Origin of the sequence: Streptomyces sp. NBC_00996, from assembly GCF_045162675.1 — a bacterium.
Lineage (GTDB): Bacteria > Actinomycetota > Actinomycetes > Streptomycetales > Streptomycetaceae > Streptomyces.
The window spans coordinates 10,131,119-10,147,681 of record NZ_CP108723.1; the positions used below are offsets into that span (position 1 = coordinate 10,131,119).

The 16,563-nt window shown below is 69.4% G+C and carries 10 protein-coding genes and 4 pseudogenes; 7 read left to right on the forward strand and 7 right to left on the reverse strand.

What is annotated here, in order from left to right:
• Positions 1-132 precede the first annotated feature (132 nt).
• Both OG390_RS46910 and OG390_RS46915 read left to right on the forward strand, forming a co-directional pair.
• Positions 133-351 carry a hypothetical protein gene (locus tag OG390_RS46910; protein WP_406176628.1) on the forward strand — a complete coding sequence of 73 codons (219 nt, stop codon included), beginning with the start codon at positions 133-135 and terminating at the stop codon, positions 349-351.
• Between the two features lie 1,236 nt (positions 352-1,587).
• The gene (locus OG390_RS46915) at positions 1,588-1,662 is read left to right on the forward strand and encodes a 50S ribosomal protein bL37 (protein WP_099504217.1); all 75 of its coding nucleotides are present in this window, start codon (positions 1,588-1,590) and stop codon (positions 1,660-1,662) included.
• 467 nt (positions 1,663-2,129) lie between these two features.
• On the opposite strand, the pseudogene OG390_RS46920 reads toward OG390_RS46915, so the two are convergent.
• Positions 2,130-2,630: pseudogene (locus tag OG390_RS46920) on the reverse strand (SRPBCC domain-containing protein); the annotation flags it as partial.
• Positions 2,631-2,775: 145 nt separating this feature from the next.
• Here OG390_RS46920 and OG390_RS46925 point away from each other — a divergent pair.
• The 4 genes from OG390_RS46925 to OG390_RS46940 all read left to right on the forward strand — a co-directional run bounded on the left by OG390_RS46925 (position 2,776) and on the right by OG390_RS46940 (position 7,194).
• Positions 2,776-3,255 carry a hypothetical protein gene (locus tag OG390_RS46925; RefSeq protein WP_406176630.1) on the forward strand — a complete coding sequence of 160 codons (480 nt, stop codon included), beginning with the start codon at positions 2,776-2,778 and terminating at the stop codon, positions 3,253-3,255.
• 452 nt (positions 3,256-3,707) lie between these two features.
• Positions 3,708-5,714: a nitrate- and nitrite sensing domain-containing protein gene (locus OG390_RS46930; protein ID WP_406176631.1), complete on the forward strand. Its 2,007-nt coding sequence runs from the start codon at positions 3,708-3,710 to the stop codon at positions 5,712-5,714.
• A complete protein-coding gene (locus tag OG390_RS46935; RefSeq protein WP_406176633.1) occupies positions 5,711-6,130 on the forward strand; it encodes a roadblock/LC7 domain-containing protein in 420 nt (139 codons plus the stop codon). Before OG390_RS46930 ends, OG390_RS46935 begins: the two co-directional genes overlap by 4 nt.
• Before the next feature lie 152 nt (positions 6,131-6,282).
• Entirely contained in the window at positions 6,283-7,194 is a 912-nt protein-coding gene (locus tag OG390_RS46940; RefSeq protein WP_406176635.1) for an alpha/beta fold hydrolase, read from the forward strand.
• 240 nt (positions 7,195-7,434) lie between these two features.
• Here the strand turns inward: OG390_RS46940 and OG390_RS46945 are convergent, their stop codons facing one another.
• The 4 genes and pseudogenes from OG390_RS46945 to OG390_RS46960 form a co-directional block, all read right to left on the reverse strand.
• On the reverse strand, positions 7,435-8,238 hold the full coding sequence (locus tag OG390_RS46945) for a phytanoyl-CoA dioxygenase family protein (RefSeq protein ID WP_406176637.1): 804 nt from the start codon (positions 8,236-8,238) through the stop codon (positions 7,435-7,437).
• 14 nt (positions 8,239-8,252) lie between these two features.
• Positions 8,253-8,842 (reverse strand): annotated as a pseudogene (locus OG390_RS46950) (universal stress protein).
• A 5-nt stretch (positions 8,843-8,847) separates the two neighbouring features.
• Positions 8,848-9,473: pseudogene (locus tag OG390_RS46955) on the reverse strand (ArsB/NhaD family transporter); the annotation flags it as partial.
• Between the two features lie 23 nt (positions 9,474-9,496).
• Complete coding sequence (locus tag OG390_RS46960) at positions 9,497-11,872, reverse strand: SpoIIE family protein phosphatase (RefSeq protein ID WP_406176639.1); 2,376 nt, start codon at positions 11,870-11,872, stop codon at positions 9,497-9,499.
• Positions 11,873-12,111: 239 nt separating this feature from the next.
• Here OG390_RS46960 and OG390_RS46965 point away from each other — a divergent pair.
• Positions 12,112-13,839: pseudogene (locus tag OG390_RS46965) on the forward strand (glycoside hydrolase family 2 TIM barrel-domain containing protein); the annotation flags it as partial.
• A gap of 27 nt (positions 13,840-13,866) precedes the next feature.
• Here OG390_RS46965 and OG390_RS46970 read toward each other — a convergent pair.
• Complete coding sequence (locus OG390_RS46970; RefSeq protein ID WP_406178286.1) at positions 13,867-15,426, reverse strand: cytochrome bc complex cytochrome b subunit; 1,560 nt, start codon at positions 15,424-15,426, stop codon at positions 13,867-13,869.
• 56 nt (positions 15,427-15,482) lie between these two features.
• Positions 15,483-16,436 carry an RNA polymerase sigma factor SigJ gene (gene sigJ, locus OG390_RS46975; protein WP_406176640.1) on the reverse strand — a complete coding sequence of 318 codons (954 nt, stop codon included), beginning with the start codon at positions 16,434-16,436 and terminating at the stop codon, positions 15,483-15,485.
• Between the last annotated feature and the right edge of the window lie 127 nt (positions 16,437-16,563).

The following is a 16,563-nucleotide window of genomic DNA, read 5'->3' on the forward strand; positions in this document are numbered from 1 at the left end:
CGGGGTGCCGACCGTCGAGGGCGGTCGACGGAGCAAATCAGGTGAGGGCACCCTCGGCGCCCCCTGCGAGAATGGCGCGATGACGACGCTGGTCGTGGGGCAGGGGAGGGAATCGGCGTGGTTCTTCGTGGGGTGCTCGCACTGATCGTGGGCACCGCTTTCACCGTGGTGGCATGCGGCTATCGCGGCGTGGATGTGTGGGTATGGGACTGGGCGGACGTGACGTTTTCGCCGCACTCCAGGACCCGATGGGGGACGCCCTGGAAGAGCCTTGAACGCATGAGGCTGCAGTTCGGGTTTGTGGGGGTCGGGTTGGTGATAGTGGGGCTGCTGACCGTTGTGGCGGGCTGACAGCACGGACGGCTTGACGACCTTGCAAGAGTGAGGCTGCGGAGGGTCGCTGAGCTGCGGCTGAACCGACCTCGGCGAACGCCGGCTTCTCCCCGTGATTCCCCATGGGTTACCACTCGGCGCCTTCGTGTGTGGCCGGTGATGGCACGTCGTTGGGCTGGGTTTTGCCGGCCGGGGCGTTGCTGCTCCGCTCCGTAGTGGTCGTCCACGGCCGTTGTTGGCCTCAGCCGATCGGCCTCGGACGGCCCAAGGACGACCCAAGACAGCGTGTGGATGGGACGCCGGTGGCCCGCCGCTCAGGCATTTGGAAGGCGCGGCGATGACGCGCTGCCCCACGTGCCTGGAAGGGGCGGTGTCAGCTCTCCACCGCGCAGGGTTATCGTGCCGCTGTGACCCACCCGGTGGAGCGCCCCATTCTCTTCCTCGACGTCGACGGACCCCTGATCCCGTTCCATGACGGGCGGAGAATCTGAAGACAGTGCTCAAGCGCCAATGTGGGAGGTGTCCTTGCCGCGTGTACGAGACTCGGGATCCGGAGCCGCTGAGATCACGGTCAGCAAGGGGCGCCGATCAAGGGGGCTGGTGACCGACTACCTACGAGGGGCAGGGCGGCCTGTTGACAACGCACCAGTCTTTCCCGCGCGGGCACGGCTTCATCGCCGACCGTCCCCACAGCACGTGTGCCCCTCCGGTGAAGTCCGCCCCCAGCTCGTCCCCCGGCTGCACATCGGTGGGAGCGCCCGGTGACACCGACAAGCCCTGGCATGAGCCCGTTGCCCACCGGTGTGGCGCGGCTGTGGCACGGCCACCCCTCGGTGCGAGCCACGGGCGGGATGGTCGCTGAGGTCTGCTGGTCATAGTGGCCGCATCGAGATCCGTCTCGTCTGTGCTGCGCCTATATGGGGGCTGCTACTCGTACGTGGTCGCCGCCCGCAGCGCTCGTGCGGAGAAGCTCCGGCTCATCCATCTACAGATCATGACGCGGTGAGTGGTCAGGGGCCCAGAAGGCGCTTGATGGTTCCGGGCCCTGCACGGCCTCTGGCCTGCGGTTGGTAGCGCCGTGATCGATCGGTCCGGGCGGCTTCGACGCGCATTCGACCGAGGCCAGTAACTGCTCTGGGGAGGCGGAGCGCTGGTATATGGGCGCTGTGCCCGCGGCACCGCTGATGCGGACACCGCAGCCCGAATCTAGACTGACGAAGGCGTAGAAAGTGCCGAATTAGGGAGATATGTGTCATGGCTAAGCGAGGGAACAAGAGACGCGGCCGTAAGAAGAAGAAGGCCAATCACGGCAAGCGTCCCAACGCCTGAGGCCAACCGAGCAGACGGCCGAGGGGTCCATGTCTTCGCCGCCCGGGATTGAGGTCAATGACTAGGATCCCGCAGCGGTGCGGGGGCACGGCAAAGAGCCGGACCCGACGAGACCGAGGCCGGCTCTTGCAGGCTGGGCGCCTTTCCAGAGTTGGGCAGGGAACGTTTGAACCTGCGCGCACGGCTCCGGAGGCCCTGTCGGTCCGGGTGAACGCCCTGGTAGAGCGACCATGAGCGTTCATCCGGGAGCCCTGTGTCCACGGATGGTCCACAGGGCGGCGGTTGCCTGGCGCCCCTCGATGCGGACAATGGGTGGGGCGGTCACTGAGGTCTGCTCGGTTGGTCAGTCGGGCGCCTGAAGGTGGTCCGAGTCGGTTGCGGCGGTTGCCGTACTTCGCCGGCGTCCGGGCGTTGTTGTTCAGCTCGCGCACACCTGGCTCATACCTCGGTGTTCACGCATGTCGTGTTCAGCCCGCCGGTTGCGCCAGGTAGTACACCGGCCACGGCGAGATCGTCTCACCCGTGAACACCTTGCGGTGATGCGCTCGATGACGCAGATAGCCAGTACCGCTGCGGTGATGAACGAGCTGGGCGAGGTTTGCCAGTGCCATGCGCGTCCCCGTCTCGTTCTCGGCAGCAGGCACGCCATCGGGAATCCCCTTGGGCGCAACGAGGACATCAGTGCCGCCGCCCGCATCGGTGAGTGTGGTCGTCAGCGTGCCGCAAAGCGCGGGATCCGCAGTCTCAAACTCGAACGCTTCGACCGCCTGCTCGTCCGGCAAGAGCTTCACGAAGTGGCTGTCGTGCGTGTCGGTATGTAGGGCCGACTTGCCGGTGCCAACTGTCGCGTTGCAACTGAGCGAGACGCGGAACTCCCCACCCTCGCGGGCACCGAACTCGTGCAGGTGGGTGCTCATGCCTTTCGGTACTCGCCATATCGCGATCGCGTCCGTATCCAGAAGCGTCCGTGCCGAGAGACTTGGGTCGAGTACCTGGAGTCAACATAGCGTTCGGGTGCTCTGCGCGACTCGGATCGGCCGTCACACCATCAGATCCGAGTGTGCCGCGAGAACCACTGGTGCCGGCGGCATTGGTTCAGACAAGCTGCAACACATGGACTGGATGCCCTTGCTTTCCACACTGGCCGGTGCCGTTATCGGTATCACAGCCACTCTGGTCGCCGATCGCAACCGGTGGCGGCGGGAGGAGGCCAGGCACGCGCTGGAAGTACGGCGCGAGGTGTACACCGAGTTCGTTTCCGCCCTCAAAACCGCGGGAGAAGAGATGCGGGCCGTCGCCTTGGGCGATCACATGTCCGGGTCGGCGCGTGACGCGGCCGTGCGGGAAGCCGTCCGCGGGACTGGCATCTATACGGCAAGTGAGCGCCTCTGGCTCGTGGGGCCGCCGCAGGTCGTTGCTGCGGGCAACGACGCGTTTCACAGACTGCGCGCGATACGCGACGCCTACGCCCGGGGGGTGACTGTCGGCTCCGCCGAGGAAACGCCCCTGATAGCGCAGCGGCGCACGGCCATGGCTCAGATGCGTCGCCTCATGCGTGAGGACCTGGGCATCGGGCCCCTCGGGATCGAGTGATCGTCATCAACCCCCGTCGAACGGGGCCATCAAGGACGGCCCGGACGCCGTGACCGCGGGGCCACGCCGTGCACCGACCACGCTCCTGGTCCGCTGGGCAGCGGGCGGTGACAGCCCCTGGTCCGCGGGACAGCGGGCGGTGCCTGACACCACTTGCTTCTGATGTCGACCGCCCGTCTTGTCATCCGCGGTCACAGTCTCCTGGCCCGCGGTGTGAGGGCGGCGCAACTGAATCTCCCACGCGGCCTAACAGGTCGGAAACCGGCCGCTACGGCGGTCGGACTAGCTTCGTGACCATGAGGGTGTGGACGCCAGTACGGTCGGTGCCCGGCAGGCTCGGCGCGATCGGCAAGAGCGGTTTAGGCAAGGGTCGTTCAGGGCGCCGTCGCAGTGGTGGTCGAACGTCCACGGGCCGTCGGCCGATGCCTGGCTGGCGCAGTATCAGGGGCCGTGTGGCGGTGGTCATCACGGTCCCGATCTGCCTGCTGCTGACGGTGGCCGGTCTGGCCGTGTACGACCGCGCCGAGGCCCTCGGCGACGCCCGGGCGACCCGTTCGGAGGTTGGCCTCAGCCTGCGAATCCAGGCCCTGGTGCACCAGCTGCAACGCGAACGCGGCCTGACCAATGGTCTGTTAGGAGGTGAGGAGGAGTTCCGCTCACCGCTCGCCGCCACTCGCAAGCGCGTTGACACAGCGCTGCGCGCAATGCGCCCCGAAAGCGCTGTCGAGGATGTCATCCAGCGGCACTTGCAGCGCCTTGCCGACATCCGTGCCGCTGCCGACAAGGGCGGCCGCCCCCCGCAGCCGGGCGCCGACACGGACACCGCGGACCGGGCCGCGACCCTGACCTTCTACACCACCGCCGTCGACGCCCTCAACGCCGTCGACCCGGTAGCGGAAACCGCGACCGGCGCCGACCGTCAACTGCGTGACGGGCTGGCGGCGTTGCGGGAACTGGCCGCGGCCAAGGAGTCAGTCGCTCTCGAACGCGGCTTCCTCAACGGCGTATTCGCCAAAGGCGGCTTTCACGGCCGTGAGTACCTCACCTTCACCGAGGTACGTGCCACGCGCGTCGCCGCCCTCGCCCGTTTCCGGCAGATCGCCACCGCACTTCAGCGCGCGGCCGTGAAGAACGCCTTCGGCACCGAGGACGCCGAACGCGCCACCGCCTACGAGAACCGGGCGGAAGACGCCGCTGACGGCTCCGCGCTGCGCGTCGACGCCGGTGCCTGGTGGGATGCGATGACCGTACTCGTCGACGACCTGTATGCCGTCCAGCAGTCCGTCGGTGACGACGCAAGGGATCGGGCCGACCGGCTCAGCCACGATGCCGAGATCGGTCTTGCCGCCTATCTCGTCGCGGGAGCGCTCATGGCCGCCCTCGTCGCGGCCCTCGCCGCTTTTGCCTCTCGTTCCCTCACGCGCCCGCTCGGCGCGCTCGCCGAGACCGCCCACGACGTGGCACGGCACCGGCTGCCCGCAACCGTCGCCCGTATCCAGCAGTCCCCGCAGGACCATGTTGAGCTCCGTCCGCCGGCGGACGCGCCGGACCACCCCGATGCACGGCTGCTGGGCGGCGCGGCGGAGATCGCCGAGGTCGCAGCGTCCCTGCACCAGGTGGAACACACCGCCCTCCACCTGGCCGCCCAGCAGGCCGGGCTGCGCCGTAACACCACTGAATCGCTCGCCAATCTCGGCCGCCGCAACCAGAACCTCGTACGTCGTCAACTCAGCCTCATCACCCGCCTGGAACGTCAGGAACTCGACCCGGACGCCCTCGCCGAACTCTTCGAACTCGACCACCTCGCCACTCGTATGCGACGCAACGCCGAGAGCCTTCTGGTCCTGGCCGGGCAGAATTCGCCACGGCCGACGGCAGCACCTGCCGGCGGCCTGGAAGTCGTCCAGTCCGCCGTCGCCGAAGTGGAGCACTACCGGCGGGTCCTGATCGCGACCGTGGAGCCGGTGCGGGTGCGCGGGCACGCCGTCGCCGATGTTGCCCACCTCCTTGCCGAACTCATCGAGAACGGGCTGACTTTCTCGCCACCGAACGAACCGGTCGAGGTGCACGGCTGGTACGACACCGAGGACGACACGTACTGCTTCGCTGTCGTCGACCACGGCATCGGCATGTCCGAAGCCGACAAGGAACGGGCCAACGCCCGCCTCTCCGACGCCGGCGAGGAAGCCCTCCTCGCCGCACCCACCCGGTTCCTCGGCCACCTCGTCGTCGGCCGACTCGCCCACCGCCTCGGTGAAGGCGCCCAAGTCCACCTCTTCGACACCACCGGCGGCGGCCTGTCCGCACTCCTCGCCCTCCCAGGGCGCCTGCTCGCCCCCGCGGAGGGCCCCTCCACCTCACCCCTGCCCGTCAGGCCCGCTGTCTCGTCCCTGCTCAACGGCTTCCGAGCAGGTGTCGCCCGTGCCGAGGCCCAAAGCACACAAGGAGCGTCATCGTGACCACCGCCGTCCAGAATTTCGGCTGGCTCATCTCGGAGTTCGTACGCACCGCCGACGGCGTCACCGATGCCGTCGCCGTCTCCTCCGACGGCCTGCTCATGGCCGCCTCGGACAGCCTCGGCCGAGATCGCGCCGATCACCTCGCCGCCGTCGTCTCCGGCATCACCAGCCTCGCCCAGAACGCAGCGACGGCGCACGGCTTCCGAGGCATGAAGCTCGTCATGATCGAAATGCTCGGGGGCTTCCTCATGGTCGGTCGCATCCGCGACGGAAGCTGCCTCGGTGTCCTCGCCGCCGACAGGTGCGACGTCGGCCTGGTCGGCTACGAAATGGCCGTCCTCGCCGACCGCGCCGGCGAACTGCTCACCCCGCAGTTGGTACGCGAACTCAACTCCGCTCCCCTGGCCGCGGGATAGTTGCGGCGCGTCGCACGGCGGGCCGCCCCGGTGGTCTGGGTGGCCGTCGACCTCGGCCTCCTGGCATCGGACGGCCGCAGCAGTTCTCCGGCGGACCCCTGCCCCCGTTCAAGCTCCTCAGGGAACCCGGAACCGAGCTCTATCGTCAGGACATGATCGGAGACCGCATCGCACTGGCCGTCCAGGACCACGGGGGCGACGGCCCGCCCCTGCTCCTGCTCCACGGCGCTGGACGCACCCTCGCCGACTGGGCGGCCGTCGCGCCGCTGCTCGTACCGCACCACCGGGTACTCGCCGTGGACCTCCGCGGACACGGTCTGTCGCCGTCGGGCGTCTGGGACTTCCCCCACGTGCTCGGGGACATCGAGGCTGTCCTGGAGGAGCGCGGAATCCCCGGCGCGCTGCCTGTCGGACACTCCCTCGGCGGGATGATCGCGGTGCTTCACGCACTGGAGCATCCGGAGGTCACGCCCGGCGCGGTGAATCTCGACGGATACGCATGGGGCCGCCTCGACCAGTACGTGGGCCTGGAGCCGGCATACGTCGAAGAGCGGCTCGCCGAGGTGCGGAAGCTGGCGGCGACGGTGTCGGGCGAGCGGCTTCCCGCCGAGGCGCTGAAGGCTGTGCTCGCCCAGCAGCGTGCGATGTCCGAGCAACTGGGCATCCCCTACGAGCTGTTGGAAGCGGGCGTCCTGCGTTCGATGCGCGAAAGACCGGATGGGCGACTGGAGTTGGGGCCGGAGCGCGTACACGCACTGGAGATGCTGGACGCGATCGACTCGCTCGATCTCTTCGCGCTCTTCCACCAGGTGCCCGTACCGCTACTGCTGGGGCGCGCGCTGCGGCCCGTACCGTCAATCCCGGGCATGGACTGGTTCGACGAACTGATGGCGGCCTACGGCAAGGGCCTGGCCCGAGACCTGGCTCAACTCGCCGACGAGCGCACCGAGGTGACGGTCGCCGAGATCGACGGCACCCACGCGATGCTCCTGGAGAACCCCAGGGCGGTCGCCGACGCGATCCTCGGCTTCACCTCCCAGGCGATTCCCGGGTTCGCCGGGTAGCGCCCGGTCGGTGGTTCGCCGGTTGGTGACGCGGGGATCGTCGGCCGGTGACGGTGGATCGTCGGCCGGTGATGCGGGGATCGTCGGCCGGGACCATGAACCGGCCCTCACGGCCCTCCCGGTGGACGAGCTCGCGGCGGGGAGACGGAGCCCCCTACGCCAACGGGCCGCGCCGTTCAGCGTGATCGGACTCGCCGACGGTACGGAGACCGCGTCCGCCCCGCCGCCGACCGCGCGGGGTCAGTGAGGAGCACTCGCCGAGAACTCCGTGCCGCACGGCCCCGCGCCCTCGCTCGCGGGCAGGGCGACGCGATCCCCGCTCATCGTCAGCGTCCGGTAGAAGCCGCCGATGCGCTCGGTGGAGCGGCCGACGTAGTGGCCGATGAAGGAGCGGCGGAAGCGGTCGGGGCTGCGGTTGGGGCCGGAGCCGTGTACGAGGCTGCCGTTGAAGAAGAGGACGTCACCCGGTGCCATGTCGACGGGGACGGCGGTGAGGCCGGGCGGCGGCGGAACGTACTCGCGCGCGAAGGACAGGGCCGCGTCCGCCTCCTCCGGGCAGAACAGGTCCATGCGGTGGGTGCCCGGTACGACCTCCAGACCGCCGTTCTCCCGGTCGATCGCGTCGCAGGCGATCCAAGCGGCCACACAGGTACCCGGTTCGACGCGCAGATAGAAGTTGTCCTGGTGCAGCGCCTGGCCACGGGCACCGGGTGGCTTGAAATAGAACATGCTCTGCGCGGCGAGAGGTTCCTCGCCGAGCAGGGTCTCCAGGATGCTCCGCAGCCTCGGATCGAGGAGGCAGCGCAGGGACAAGGCGTTGATGCGGTGCGGATGCAGGACGCGGGGATGGGCGTGCAGCGGATCGGCCGGGCCCTCGGTCTCCGTGGCGCGGGGTTCGAAGTGCCCGGGGATCGGCCCGGCGGCTTGCAGCGCGGTGAACTCCGTGCACAGGGCGTCGATTTCGGCGCGGGCGAACAGCCCGCGCACCACCGCGAAGCCGCTCTCCTCGAACTGCCGAAGCCCGCCCATGTCCGTGACCGTCATCCGGCCATCCCTTCTCATCGGTGTCGCACATGCTTCACGCTAGGCCCGCACTTCGCAGGTCGCCGAGAAGGTTCGCCGTAGCGACCTCCGGGCCTCCGATCTCGACCGATCCGGACCGGCACGGCTCTCGGAGGCTGGGGGATGGTCGTGACGTCCGGTGCCACTTCGGGCCAGACCAGCAGCACCGGGCAGGGCGCGTGGTCGACGACGAACCGTCCGGCCCGTCCCAGGCTGTGCGGCCCCAGAGCGTGCGGTCACCGTCGCGGGCCAGCACGAGCAGGTCGGCGCCCTCGGCGGCGGCGACCACTTCCCGCTCGACGCGCCCGGCCCGCTCGACGCGTGTGCTGGGGCGGCCCAGCCGCTCGGCCGCCGCGTCGAGGAGCTGCGCGGCCGAGGTGGTGCCGAGGGTTTCCAGCCGGTCACCGGGGTCGGGCTCGGAGTGTCCGCGGCCGAGCAGGCCGGCGAAGGCCCCGTGTGCGAGTCCGGGCACGCCGGGTTCGGTGACGTGCAGCAGGACCACGTCCGCGGCGTGTGGTGCGTGCCCGCGTACGGCGTCCACGCACGCGGGCCACGTTCCCTCGACCAGCCAGACGATCACCCGCATGCCCATCAGCCTCCGATGATGTGGAGCGAGATCCGCAGTGCCAGTACGGCAGGGACCAGCGCGGCAGGCACGGCGATCAGACCGAGCCGGGTGAACTCCTTTAGGTCGACGCCGTGTTCGTGTTGGTGCACGATACGCCGCCACAGCAGGGTCGCCAGGGAACCCGCGTAGGTCAGATTGGGCCCGATGTTGACCCCCAGCAGCACGGCCAGCACGGCACCGGGGCCCGATACGGCGGCCAGCGGCAGCAGGACGAGGACCGCGGGCAGATTGTTGATGAGGTTGGCCAGCACGGCGGCGAGTGCCGCGATACCGAGCAGCGCGGGCAGGCTGCTGCCGTGGGGGGGAGCAGGGCGTCGAGGGCGTCGGCGAGTCCGTTGTCGACCACCGCCCGTACGACGATGCCCAGCGCGAGGACGAAGGCGAGGAACGAGGGTGCGGCGGCCCGCACCACGGTCAGCGCGGTGGCGCGGCGCCGGACGAGAGCGCGGGTGGCGAGCACCAGGGCCCCCGCCGCCGCGGACCACGCCGGATCGATCCCGAGAGCCGAGGCGAGGACGAACCCCTCCAGCGTGCAGCCCACGGTGACCAGCGCGAACAGCGGTACCTCCGGCGGCTCGTCGGCACTGGGCGCCGGCCGCCACGACGAGGCCGTCAGTCCTCGCCGATCAGTGAGATCTCCGCCCAGATGGTCTTGCCCTCCGCGGTGTGCCGACTGCCCCAGCGCTGGGTGAGCTGGGCTACGAGGAGCAGTCCGCGGCCGCCCTCGTCGAAGGTCTTCGCCCGGCGCAGATGCGGGGCGGTGTGGCTGCCGTCGGAAACCTCGCAGATGAGGATGGCGGCGTCCTGGATGAGGCGCAGCCGTATGGGCGGATCGCCGTACCGGATCGCGTTGGTGACCAGTTCGCTCACCACGAGTTCGGCCGTGAACGTCGCCTCGCTGAGCCCCCAGGTGTCCAGCTGCTCGACCGCCTGCTTGCGCATCGGCGCCACGAGGGCGGGGTGGGCGGGAATGTCCCAGGTCGCCACCTGGGAGGGGGCCAGTCCGTGGGTACGGGCGAGCAGCAGAGCCACGTCGTCCTGCGCGCCGCCCACGGGGAGCAGCGCCTGCAGGATCGCGTGACATGCCCATTCCAGGGAGTGGGACGATTGCTCCAGGGCCCGGGACAGCAACTGGTAGCCGACGTCGGATTCCCGTCCGCGGCTCTCGATCAGCCCGTTGGTGAACAGCGCCAGTACCGTGCCCTCACGCAGCTCGAGTTCCACGGACTCGAACGGCAGTCCGCCCAGGCCCAGCGGCGGTCCGGGCGGGTGCTCGATCTGCCGGGGCAGGCCGTCAGGAGGGACGATGAAGGGCGGTGGATGCCCTGCCGCGGCGAGGGTGCAGCGCCGGGAGACCGGGTCGTACACCGCGTACAGGCAGGTGGCGCCGACCTCACCGGTGGCGCCTTCGACCCCGGCATCCTCGGACAGTCGCACGACGAGGTCGTCCAGGTGGGTGAGCAGCTCGTCCGGCGCCAGGTCGATGTCGGCGAGTGTGCGGACGGCGGTGCGCAGCCGCCCCATGGTCGCCGAGGCCTGGATACCGTGGCCGACGACGTCGCCGACGACCATCGCGACCCGCATCCCGGACAGCGGGATCAGGTCGAACCAGTCGCCGCCCACCCCGGCGCGCGCCGCGGGGAGGTAGCGCGAGGCCGCCTCCAGCGCCGCCGTCCTGGGCAGCGACTGGGGGAGCAGGCTGCGCTGCAGGGCCAACGCGGTCTCACGCTCGCGGGAGAAGCGCCGGGCGTTGTCGATGCACACGGCGGCCCTGGCCGTGATCTCCTCGGCGAGCAGGACGTCGTCGGAGGTGAAGGGGCCGGGCTGCCGGAACCGGGTGAGCACCGCGACGCCCAGGGTCTGGCCCCGGGCCTGGATGGGCACCGACATGGTGGTGTGGATGCCGCACTTCGCAATGCGCTCCCACCGGCGTTCGTCCCAGGCCAGCCACTGCTCCAGCGTGGTGGTGGTGTCCGGTGCCACGATCGTCCGGCCGGCGATCAGCGAGTCGGCCTGCGGTGAGGCGGAGGGGTAGACGTCGACCGCGCCGAGCGTGACGACCGCCTCGGGAGAGCCCGGGTTCACCGATCGATGGGCGACGCGGCGCAGCGTGATCGGGGCGCTCGGCGGCTCGGCGTGCGGCTCGCCCCCGTGTTCCGGCGGATCGAGCAGGTCGACGCTGACGAAGTCCGCGAGAGCCGGCACACAGACGTCGGCGAGCTCCTGGGCCGTTCGGGTGACGTCGAGGGTGCTGCCGATGCGCACGCTGGCCTCGTTGACCAGCTGCAGCCGCTCCCGGGCCCGGTACTGCTCGGTGACGTCGTGTGCGGCCAGACACACGCCGCGCACGTGTCCTTCGGCGTCGGTGAGCGGGGCGATCCTGGCCAGCCAGGCGTGCGCGCGGTTCTCACCGCCCGTGCGCATGTAGGTCTCCACGTCGCGCCCCTCGCCCGAGACGAGCACGTCGTGCAGGCTTTCTTCGAGCTGTTCGCTCTCCGGCTTGTCGCCTATCTCGGAGATCCTGAGGCCTCGGACGCGGGCCTCCGGGAGGCCGATCACCTCGGCCATCGCCTCGTTCAGCCCGTACAGGCGCAGCCGCTCGTCGTAGATCGCCATGGCGCACGGCGACTGCGTGAGCACGGCCCTGATCAGCGGGTCGTCGTAGGCGCGCTGGTCCTCGCCGTGCAGCGGGGTGACCAAGAGCCACTGGCCCTTCGTTCCGCTGCGATGAGCGAGCAGCCACACCGGGAGGGTGCGTCCGTCGCGGTGACGCAGGGGGAGGGTGCCGCTCCAACGGGTACCAGTGGGTTCGGAAGGGGTGGTGCCGTCCGCGCAGTCCAGCAGATCCGCGGCGGGGCGGCCCTCGACCTCCTCCGGTGCGTACCCCAGCAGTCGGCGGGCCCCCTCGTTCCAGAGGACCAGGGTGCCGTTCTCGTCGATGACTGCCCGTGCCGTGGCGGCCTCGTCGAGGGGGTGGACCGGGCTCATCGTCGCCACTCCATTGCGCACACTCACAGTGAACAAGCGCGTCACTCGGCTTCCAGCCTAGTGGCTGGAAGCCCTCCGCACCCCGGAACCAGGACCGCCGACGCGGCACATCCGCAAGGTGGATTTCCGGCCGAAGTGAGGTGCGTGGCGGAAGTGACTGCCGGACCCTTGACGGCCGCATGTGTCACCCCGTCAGAATCTGTTTGTTCACGATCAGTTGTGATGACTTATGGGCCCTGATGAGGGAGGGCTGCCATGACGGTCATCGAAGATCGGTATTGATCGCCGGAACGGTCGTACCCGCGGCCGGCGCACTCTCCGGCGCCGCCGACGCCTGGGCTGCGCCCTCCGGGCGATCCGGAGGGCGCCGCACGGTCGAGCTGTGCGACGGCTGGCGCTTCGCGCTGGTCGACCCGGGCGGCATCACCGACCCCACGGGCGCGTACGAGGGCGCCGCGCAGCCCGGCTACGACGACTCGGCGTGGCGCCAGGTGGCCGTACCCCACGACTGGAGCATTGAGCAGACACCCACCACGGAGCACGGCACCACCAGCGGCACCGGCTTCTTCCCCGGCGGCCTCGGCTGGTAACGCACCGCCTTCACGCTGCCGCCCGCCCTCGCCGGCAAACGGATCTCCGTGGAGTTCGACGGTGTCTACATGGACGCCCACGTGTACTGCAACGGCAAGGAGGTCGGCCGCCACCCCTATGGATACACGGGATCCGCCTTCGACCTCACCGACCTGCTGCACACGGACGGCGCCACGGCCAACGTCATCGCCGTCAAGGTCCAGAACCAGCTCCCCAGCAGCCGCTGGTACTCGGGCAGCGGCATCTACCGCGACGCCCGCCTGGTGGTCACCGAGCCGGTCCACGTCCAGCGGTGGGGCACGTACGTCACGACGCCGGACATCATCGCGGAGCGGGCACTGGTACGGGTGCGCACGACCGTCGTCAACGAAGCCGGTGCGTCTGCCGATGTCGAGGTGATCTCACGGATCGTCGACCCCGACGGCCGTACGGCCACCACGGTCACGGTCGGCGACCGGACGGACGAGACGCACGAACTCACCGTCGAAAAGCCGAAGTTGTGGGACTTCGCGACCCCGAACCACCGCTACACCGTGGAGACGGAACTGCGGATCGGTGGCGAGGCAGTCGACTCCTACCGCACCCCCTTCGGCATCCGGCAGTTCCGCTTCGACCCGGACGAGGGCTTCCACCTCAACGGCGCCCACGCCAAGATCAAGGGCGTCGACCTGCACCATGACCAGGGCGCGCTCGGGGCGGCGATCAGCGTCGACGCCGTGCGCCGGCAGATGACCATCATGAAGTCGATGGGCGTCAACGCCTTCCGGACCTCCCACAATCCGCCCTCGCCGCAGATGATCCAGGTCTGCGAGGAGCTGGGCATCGTGATGATGGTGGAGGCGTTCGACTGCTGGCGGACCGGCAAGACGACCTACGACTACGGCCGGTTCTTCGACGAGTGGTGCGAGAAGGACACCACCGAGATGGTCCTCGCGGCCCGCAACTCGCCTGCCGTGGTCCTGTGGTCCATGGGCAACGAGGTCCCCGACTCCACGTCCACCGCCGGGCTCGCCATGGCCGACCGGATCATCGGCGCCATCAAGGCCGAGGACGACACCCGACCGCTGGTCATCGGCTCGGACAAGTACCGCCGTGTCCCCACGAAGGGCTCCGCGGCCGACCTCATGCTCGCCAAACTGGACGGGCTCGGCCTCAACTACAACACCGCCAAGTCGGTGGACGCCCTGCACGCCGCCTATCCGCACCTGTTCCTTTTCGAGTCGGAGTCGTCGTCCGAGACCTCGACCCGCGGCGCGTACCAGGAACCGGAGCACCTCAACACGGGCGAGAACCACACCCCCGGCAGGCGCGCGACCTCCTCGTACGACAACAACCTCGCCTCCTGGACGATGAGCGGCGAGTACGGGCACAAGAAGGTGATCACCTTCGACGCGGTACGCGGTTCACGGCTCCGTCTCCTCATGGCCGGCGGGCACCCTGGGGCCGCCGACGGCGGGTTGCGGATCAGCCGCCTGGAGGTCCCGGTCGGCTGACGGCAGCCGTCGGGTGTGCTCGGTCAGGGTGTGCAGTTCGGCACGGCTGAGCGGGCGGTGCACCTCGACGTACTCGCCGTGCGGCAGGCGCTTGACAACGCCTGTCGCACGGCCGTGCGCCACCAGCTCACGGTCCCGCTGCTGCAGTCCCAGGCAGATCCGGCGGGTCACGACGAAGACGACGACCGGTACCACGATCAGGGCGATCCGCACCGACCAGGTCACCGTGTTGATCGACAGATGGAAGCGTGTCGCCACGATGTCGTTGCCGCCGCCCGCGAGCAGGATCAGATAGAGGCTGATCCACGCCGTCCCGAGCGACGTACGGATCGGCCGGTTGCGCGGGCGGTCCAGCAGATGGTGCTCGCCCCGGTCGACCGTGGTCCAGGACTCGACGAACGGGTAGACGCCGATGAGGACCAGGAGCAGCGGGAAGACGACGACGGGGATGAGCACGCCGAGCACGAGCGTGTGCCCCGCCACGGTGATCTCCCAGCCCGGCATGACCCGGACCAGCCCCTCCGCGAAGCCCAGGTACCAGTCCGGCTGGGCTCCCGTCGACACCTGGTCGGCACGGTAGGGGCCGTACGCCCAGACGGGGTTGATGGTCGCGACCGCCGAGATCAGTGCGATGACACCGAACACCAGGAAGAAGAAGCCACCTGCCTTCGCCATGTAGACCGGCATGAACGGGGTGCCCACGACGTTGCGTTCGGTCTTTCCCGGCCCGCCGAACTGCGTGTGCTTGTGGTACACGACCAGGATCAGGTGGGCGACGACGAGGGCCGCCATGATGCCCGGGATCAGCAGGACGTGCAGCGAGTAGAAGCGGGCCACGACGTCATGACCGGGGAACTCCCCGCCGAAAATGAAGAACGACAGATAGGTGCCGACGATCGGCATCGACAGGATGGCCCCGTCCACGAACCGCAGTCCGGTGCCCGACAGCAGATCGTCCGGCAGCGAGTAGCCGAACAGGCCCTCGAACATGCCGAGCAGCAGCAGCGTCCAGCCGAACAGCCAGTTCACCTCGCGGGGCCTGCGGAACGAGCCGGTGAAGAAGTGCCGCATCATGTGCGTCAGCATCGCGCCGAGGAAGATCAGCGCGGCCCAGTGGTGGATCTGCCGGATCAGCAGTCCGCCGCGCACATCGAAGCTGATGTCCAGGGTCGAGGCGTACGCCTCCGACATTCGGATGCCGTTCAGCGGGACATAACTGCCGTGGTAGACCACCTCGTTCATCGACGGATGGAAGAACAGGGTGAGGTAGACGCCGGTGAGGACGAGAACGACGAAGCTGTAGAGGCAGATTTCGCCCAGCAGGAAGGACCAGTGGTCCGGGAAGACCTTGCGCAGGTACTGCTTGCCGAGCGAGTAGACGCCGAGACGGCCGTCGAACCAGTCGGCCACGCGCTCGCCGGAGGACGCCTTCGCGGCCCGGCGGTCTCCGGTGGGCGCCTTCCCGGATATGCGCTCGCCTGCGGACGCTTTCTCGATCGGGCGCGAGGCGGGCCCTTCGACGGTCGTCACGCGTGCTCTCCTTCCGGCTCCTCGGCGTCTTCGTCCCTTCGTAGGTGCGTGAGCTTCTCGGGGTTGGTGACGATGTAGACGTCGGAGACCTGCTCGCCGTCCGGGGTGAGGTCCATGACCATGACGGCGTACGGGGACTCGCCCTCGAAGATCACCGCGGAGTCGTCGCCGTTGACGCGGCGGTAGCGGATGTCGAGGTGCGTCGCGCGACGCGTGGCATAGCCGGCGAACAGGCGTGCCGCCTTGTCCCGGCCGTGCACGGGGCGCAGCCCGGCCGGGCGTGCCTTGCCGCCGCCGTCCGTCCACACCGTCACGTCGGGCGCGAGGATCTCCATCAGCGCGGCGATGTCACCGCCGAGCGCGGCCTCCACGAAGCGTTCGGTCGCCTGCCGGCGTACCCGGGGATGCGCCCGGTACAGCGGACGGCGGGCGTGCACGTGCTCCCGGGCGCGGTGTGCGAGCTGACGCACCGCGGCGGGACTGCGGTCGATGACCCCCGCGATCTCGGTGTGCGGGTAGCCGAACACCTCGTTGAGGACGAACACCGCCCGCTCCAGCGGGGTCAGCGACTCCAGGACCACGAGCATTGCCAGCGACACCGACTCGGCCCGCAGGGTCCGGTCGTCGGCGGAGTCCGCGGGGGCGGGCTCGTCGAGCAGGGGCTCCGGCAGCCAAGGGCCGACGTAGGTCTCGCGGCGGCGGGTGATGGCGGCGCGGCGTGCCAGCGCGTGGTTCACGGCGATCCGGACGAGGTAGGCGCGCGGGTTGGTGATTCCGTCGAGCGGAGAGCGGTCGGCGCGGCCCTGCCAGGACAGCCAGGTCTCCTGGAGCACGTCGTCGGTGTCGGCGACGCTGCCGAGCATGTTGTAGACGATCGCGAACAGCAGCTCGCGGTGGTCGACGAAGACCCGCGTCGCGCCGTCGATGCCCGCCTCGGGGCTTTCGGACATGCCTTGCCTCCCTTGTTGCGCTCACTACTGCGAGGGGAAAAGGGGGCGCGAATGTGACAGCGGACGGCGAAATGTGACGTACGTCTCAGGGGGCTGCTCTCGCGTCACACCGGCCGTCGCGGCCGCC